The following is a 6,000-nucleotide window of genomic DNA, read 5'->3' as shown; positions in this document are numbered from 1 at the left end:
TTAACCGGCACGGAGAGGAAGTCGTGTTGGCCGCCGGCGGCCAGGGCGGCATGGGCAAGGACCACACGCTGTACGCGCTGGTCGACGGCAAGGTGCAGTTCGGCACCAAGGGCGCGCTGAGCAAAAAGACGGTATCGATCATCGCCGCCGAATAAGCACGCGATTTTCGATCCGCACCACGAGAAAGCCCTGTCGCGCGCGGCAGGGCTTTTTTGTCATTGGGCCGCATGAAGTCCCCGCGGCCGCCCGGCCGACTTGTCGGCATGGCAGGGGCGCTCGTATTCTTCTTTAATCCAAACCGGAATCGCGCGGCAGCACGCGCATCGCCATCATGAAATTCGTCGACGAAGCCACCATCGAAGTCATTGCCGGCAAAGGCGGCAACGGCGTGGCGAGCTTTCGCCGCGAAAAATTCATCCCCAAGGGCGGTCCCGACGGCGGCGATGGCGGCCGCGGCGGCAGCATCATCGCGGTGGCCGACCGCAATATCAATACGCTGATCGACTTCCGCTATGCCCGCCTGCATCGCGCGCGCAACGGCGAAAACGGCCGCGGCTCCGATCAGTACGGCGCGGCCGCCGCCGACATCGTGCTGCGCGTCCCCGTGGGCACCATCGTGCACGACGCCGACACCGGCGAACAGCTGTTCGACCTTAACCGGCACGGAGAGGAAGTCGTGTTGGCCGCCGGCGGCCAGGGCGGCATGGGCAATCTGCATTTCAAGTCCAGCACCAACCGCGCGCCGCGCCAATGGACGCCGGGCAAGGAAGGCGAGCAGCGGCGCCTGCGCCTGGAATTGAAAGTGCTGGCCGACGTCGGGCTGCTCGGCTTGCCGAACGCCGGCAAGTCGACGCTGATCAGCAAGATTTCGAACGCGCGGCCGAAGATCGCCGATTATCCGTTCACCACCCTGCACCCCAACCTGGGGGTGGTCCGCACGTCGGCGTCGCGCAGCTTCGTCGTGGCGGATATCCCCGGCCTGATCGAAGGCGCTTCCGAAGGTGCCGGCCTGGGCCACCTGTTCCTGCGGCACCTGGCGCGTACCCGTGTGCTGTTGCACCTGGTGGACGTGTCCTCGCCGGACCCGGAAGCCGACCCGATCCCGCAGGCGGTCGCCGATGCGCGCGCCATCGTCGAGGAACTGCGCAAATACGACGCCGATCTGGCGGCCAAGCCGCGCTGGCTGGTATTGAACAAGCTGGACATGGTCCCATCCGAAGACGCACAGGCGCTGAAGGCGCGGTTCTGCGAGCAATTCGACTGGTCCGGTCCGGTTTACACCGTATCCGGGCTGACGGGCGAAGGCACCCAGGACCTGATCTGGGCGCTGCAGGACTACCTGGATGCGGAAAGGCACAAGGACCAGGTCGCCCAGGACCAGGCCGACGGCACCTACGTCGCCGAAGACCCGCGTTTCGACGATACGCGCACGGACGCCGCGCCGCGCGGCGGTGACGAATAAGCCATAATCGCAATCCTCCGCCGCGCGATTCGCGCGGACGGCTTACCGCCCGCCACCCGTATACGTTCCGGCCTTCGTCATGTCCGCCGACACCACTGCCGTATCCGTCATCGCCTCCGCCACCCGGCTGGTCGCCAAAGTAGGATCCACGCTCGTCACCAACGAGGGCCGCGGGCTGGATCGCGCCGCCGTCGCGCACTGGGCCAAGCAGATCGCCGCGCTGCGCCAGCAGGGCAGGCAACTGGTGCTGGTCTCCAGCGGCGCCATCGCCGAAGGCATGGCCCGGCTGGGCTGGCGCAAGCGCCCGTCGGCCATGCACGAGCTGCAGGCCGCCGCCGCCGTGGGACAGATGGGATTGGCCCAGGCCTATGAGGCCGCCTTCGCGGAATACGGGCTGCGCACGGCGCAGATCCTGCTTACCCATGAAGACCTGGCGGACCGCCGCCGCTACCTGAATGCGCGCTCGACGCTGTTCGCGCTGCTGCGCATGGGCGTGGTGCCGATCGTCAATGAAAACGACACCGTGGTCACCGACGAGATCCGCTTCGGCGACAACGATACACTGGGGGCGCTGGTCACCAACCTGATCGAAGCCGATGCGCTGGTCATCCTGACGGACCAGCGCGGCCTGTACGAAGCCGATCCGCGCAAGGATCCCAATGCCCGCTTCGTCTCGCATGCCCAGGCCGGCGACCCCGCGCTGGAAGCCATGGCCGGCGGCGCGGGCAGCGGCATCGGCACCGGCGGCATGCTGACCAAGGTATTGGCGGCCAAGCGCGCGGCGCACAGCGGCGCGCACACGGTCATCGCATCCGGCCGCGAGCGCGACGTACTGGTGCGCCTGTCGCGGGGCGAGTGCATAGGCAGCGAGCTGCGTGCGGTATTGCCCGTCTGGTCGGCGCGCAAGCAATGGCTGGCCGACCATCTACGCCTGCGCGGCCGGGTCGTGCTGGACGAAGGCGCCGTGCGCGCGCTGCGGCAGGAAGGCAAAAGCCTGCTGCCCATCGGCGTGGTCGATGTGCAAGGCGACTTCGAACGCGGCGACGTGGTGGCCTGCGTGGATGCGGCCGGCCAGGAATGCGCGCGCGGGCTGGTCAATTATTCCGCGGCCGACACCCGGCGCATCATGCGCCAGCCTTCGTCGCGGATCGAGGCCCTGCTGGGCAGCATGACCGAGCCGGAACTCGTGCACCGCGACAACCTGGTGGTGCTCTAGGCGGCCGGCGGCGTGTCGAAGCCTTCAAGGCCCGGAAGCCTGAAGCCCCGAGCGGGAAGCCACCCAGGCCGCGGCCGTGTCCGCGCCGGAACGGCCCAATGCCGCATTACCCCTCCAGCAGCGACATTTTCAACTGCACACGGCGCTGCAACCACAGGCTGGGGCGATAGCGTGGATCGCCGGTAACGCGCTGCATGTTGCGCAGGATTTCCAGGATCCTTTCCGCACCCAGCAGATCGCCCATGGCGAGAGGCCCCATGGGGTAGCCCAGGCCCAGGGTGACCGCCTTGTCGATGTCCTGCGCCGTTGCGATGCGTTGCTGCGCGATGTCGCAGGCGATATTGACGATGGTGGCCACGATGCGCTGCGCCACGAAACCCGGCGAATCATCGATGACGCTGACCGGCGCGCCATCCGCCGCGAACAGGGCATGCGCCGCATCCCGCCATTGCGGCAAGGTCGCGGGGGATGCCATGACCGTACGGCGGCGCTTCGGGTCGAATCCATGCAGGGCATCCACGCCCACCGTGCGGGCCGGGTCCAGGTCCTGGGTGAATATGGCAGTGGAGACATCCTCGCCATACGGCGTGACGATGATCAGCGCGTCATCCGGGGCGCGGCTGTCCGACGCACGCTGGATGCCCATTTGGTCCAGCAGCGCCGATACCGCGGCATGGCCTTGCGGATGGATGCCGCTCACCCATACCTTCAGGCCGGGGGGCATGGTGGGCACCGCGGGCTCGGCCGGCACCTGCTTCTGGCCATCCACATAACGGTAGAACCCCTCGCCCGCCTTGCGCCCCACCAGCCCGCCGGCCAGGCGCACGGTGGTGATCGGCGAGGGACGAAAGCGCGGCTCATCGAAAAATTGCCGGTAGATCGACTCCATCACCGGATGGGATACATCCAGCGCGGTCAGATCCAGCAGTTCGAAAGGCCCCATGCGAAAGCCCGCCTGCTCGCGCATGATGGCATCGATTTGCGCGAACGACGCCACCGATTCCTGCGCCACGCGCAGGCCTTCGGTGTTCATGCCGCGGCCCGCGTGATTGACGATGAAACCGGGCATATCGCGGGCGCGCACCGGCGTATGGCCCATGCGCCGGGCGAGCTCGGTCAAGGCATCGCCCACGGCCGGATCGCTGCGCAGGCCGTCGACGATTTCCACTACCTTCATCAGCGGCACGGGGTTGAAGAAGTGATACCCCGCCACCCGCGACGGCAGGCGGCAGGCCGCGGCGATCGCGGTGATCGATAGCGACGAGGTGTTGGACGCCAGGACGCAATCGTCCGCGACGACGGCTTCCAATTGCTTGAAGACCTCGCGCTTGACCTCCAGCCGTTCGACGATGGCTTCGACCACCAGCTGGCAATCGGCAAGGTCGGCAAGCCCGGCGCACGGAACGATGCGCGCCAGGGCCTCTTGCGCGGCCTGCGCCGTCAGCTTGCCTTTTTCGGCCAGCTTGCCCCAGGTCTGCTCCAGGCTGCCGCGCGCCGCGGCCACTGCGTCGGCGTTCGCGTCGTACAAACGGACGGTCAGCCCGGCCTGCGCCGCGATCTGCGCAATGCCGCGTCCCATGGCGCCCGCGCCGACGATACCGATGATGTTGATGGTCCCTGCCATGATTTGGTCTCCTGATGATGCCTTGAGAGGCCGCGCCGCGCTTTTCCGCGGGCGAACGGCCGCCGAATATCTATCGCCATCCAATATCCAACGCCGCCGGATTTCTACGGTCGCCGAGTATTCACCGTCGTCGAATATCTACCGTCGCCGCCGGATATCCATCGCGGCCATCGACCCCGGGAATGCATCGCGTGCCGGCGCCCGGTATTCGCGGGCGCTTCGCGACTATCGGTCGCCGGCCGCCAATGCGCGGATGTCGCTGTCCGACAGGCCCAGTCTTTCGCGCAGCACATGCTCTGTGTGCTCGCCCAGCATGGGCGGGGCGCGGCGGTATTCCACGGGGCTGCCGGAAAACCGTAGCGGGCTCGCGCCGATCGGCACCGTCCCGGCCACCGGATGCGGCAGCTCGCGCCGCATTTCGCGAAAGCGCACCTGCGGATCTTCGTAGACCTGGTCCAGCGTATTGATGGGGCCGGCCGGCACACCGACGCTTTCGAGTTCGGCCAGCCAATGGTCGCGTTCGCCCTGCGCCATGCGTTCGGCCAGGATCGGGACTAGCGCTTCGCGGTTCACCACACGTTTGGGATTGGTGGCGAAACGCGGATCGTCGGCCAGTTCGGGCAGGCCGATCACGCCGCAATACGCACGGAACTGGCTGTCGTTGCCGACCGCGACGATCATGTGGCCGTCGCTGACGGCGAATACCTGATAGGGCACCAGGTTCTGGTGCGCGTTGCCGGCCCGGCGCGGCGCCTTGCCGGACGTCATGTAGTTCAGGTTCTGATTGGCCAGCATGGCGACCTGGCAGTCCAGCAGCGCCATATCCAGGTGCTGCCCCAGGCCGCTGCGCTCGCGCTCGAACAACGCGGCCAGGATGCCGGTCACGGAATACATGCCGGTCATCAGGTCCGCCACCGCGACGCCGGCCTTTTGCGGGCCGCCACCCGGTAAATCGTCGCGTTCGCCGGTAATGCTCATCAGTCCGCCCATGCCCTGGATCATGAAATCGTAGCCGGCACGGCTGGCATAGGGACCGGTTTGTCCGAAGCCGGTAATGGAGCAGTAGATCAGACGGGGATTCGCCCGGCTGAGGCTGTCGTAGTCCAGGCCGTACTTGCGCAGGCCGCCCACCTTGAAGTTCTCGACCAGGATATCGCTTTGCATGGCGAGTTGCCGGACCAGGTCCGCGCCGCGCGGCGTGGCGATATCCAGCGCGACGGAAAGCTTATTGCGGTTGGCCGACAGATAGTAGGCCGCCTCCGTGGTTTCGTTGCCCTCGGCGTCCTTCAGGTAGGGGGGGCCCCAGCCGCGGGTATCGTCGCCGCTGCCCGGCCGTTCGATTTTTATGACCTCGGCGCCCAGATCGGCGAGGTTCTGGGTGCACCAGGGGCCGGCCAGTACGCGGGTCAGGTCTAGGACGCGAATGCCGGTCAGGGGAGGAGGACGAGTGGACATGGACGCCGGATGCAGAGGTTGGCCAGGGACATGAAAGGGAATTGGGTATTGTGCCTGACATATTCTCCCCGGCAGCTACCGCCGGGCCGAAGCGTCCGGAATTGAGGGCATTCAGGGGGGCGCGCCAGGCGCCCTTCTTAACCATGGGCATGTGGACGGGCGCCCGCCACATCGCCGATCCCGGTGGCCGGTGCATCGCCCGCGCGGCCGGGGATGCGCGTACCCGAAGCAACCCCGCCAAGC

The 6,000-nt window shown here is 67.1% G+C and carries 5 protein-coding genes; 3 read left to right on the top strand and 2 right to left on the bottom strand.

Translation table 11 applies throughout. The features are described 5' to 3' along the window. The 3 genes from ACO1P8_RS08730 to proB form a co-directional block, all read left to right on the top strand. On the top strand, positions 1-155 hold a 155-nt coding region (locus tag ACO1P8_RS08730), incomplete at its 5' end, for a 50S ribosomal protein L27 (protein WP_486295496.1). Positions 156-331: 176 nt separating this feature from the next. Beyond that, positions 332-1,462 carry a GTPase ObgE gene (obgE, locus tag ACO1P8_RS08725; RefSeq protein WP_486295493.1) on the top strand — a complete coding sequence of 377 codons (1,131 nt, stop codon included), beginning with the start codon at positions 332-334 and terminating at the stop codon, positions 1,460-1,462. A gap of 79 nt (positions 1,463-1,541) precedes the next feature. After that, positions 1,542-2,678 (top strand): glutamate 5-kinase, encoded by a 1,137-nt coding sequence (proB, locus tag ACO1P8_RS08720; RefSeq protein WP_486295492.1) that lies wholly within the window; start codon positions 1,542-1,544, stop codon positions 2,676-2,678. Positions 2,679-2,784: 106 nt separating this feature from the next. Here proB and ACO1P8_RS08715 read toward each other — a convergent pair whose 3' ends face one another. Both ACO1P8_RS08715 and ACO1P8_RS08710 read right to left on the bottom strand, forming a co-directional pair. Beyond that, a complete protein-coding gene (locus tag ACO1P8_RS08715) occupies positions 2,785-4,302 on the bottom strand; it encodes a 3-hydroxyacyl-CoA dehydrogenase (protein ID WP_486295491.1) in 1,518 nt (505 codons plus the stop codon). A gap of 225 nt (positions 4,303-4,527) precedes the next feature. After that, positions 4,528-5,757, bottom strand: coding sequence for a CaiB/BaiF CoA transferase family protein (locus ACO1P8_RS08710; protein ID WP_486295490.1), 1,230 nt, complete (start codon positions 5,755-5,757; stop codon positions 4,528-4,530). Positions 5,758-6,000: the final 243 nt, after the last annotated feature.

The organism is Bordetella sp. (assembly GCF_057362025.1).
This window is presented reverse-complemented; position numbering and strand designations above follow the sequence as displayed.

What these genes read in the sequence shown, in the direction of transcription:
- obgE (WP_486295493.1), top strand. Translation starts at nt 332, where the DNA reads ATGAAATTCGTCGACGAAGCCACCATCGAAGTCATTGCCGGCAAAGGC.
- proB (WP_486295492.1), top strand. Translation starts at nt 1,542, where the DNA reads ATGTCCGCCGACACCACTGCCGTATCCGTCATCGCCTCCGCCACCCGG.
- ACO1P8_RS08715 (WP_486295491.1), bottom strand. Translation starts at nt 4,302, where the DNA reads ATGGCAGGGACCATCAACATCATCGGTATCGTCGGCGCGGGCGCCATG.
- ACO1P8_RS08710 (WP_486295490.1), bottom strand. Translation starts at nt 5,757, where the DNA reads ATGTCCACTCGTCCTCCTCCCCTGACCGGCATTCGCGTCCTAGACCTG.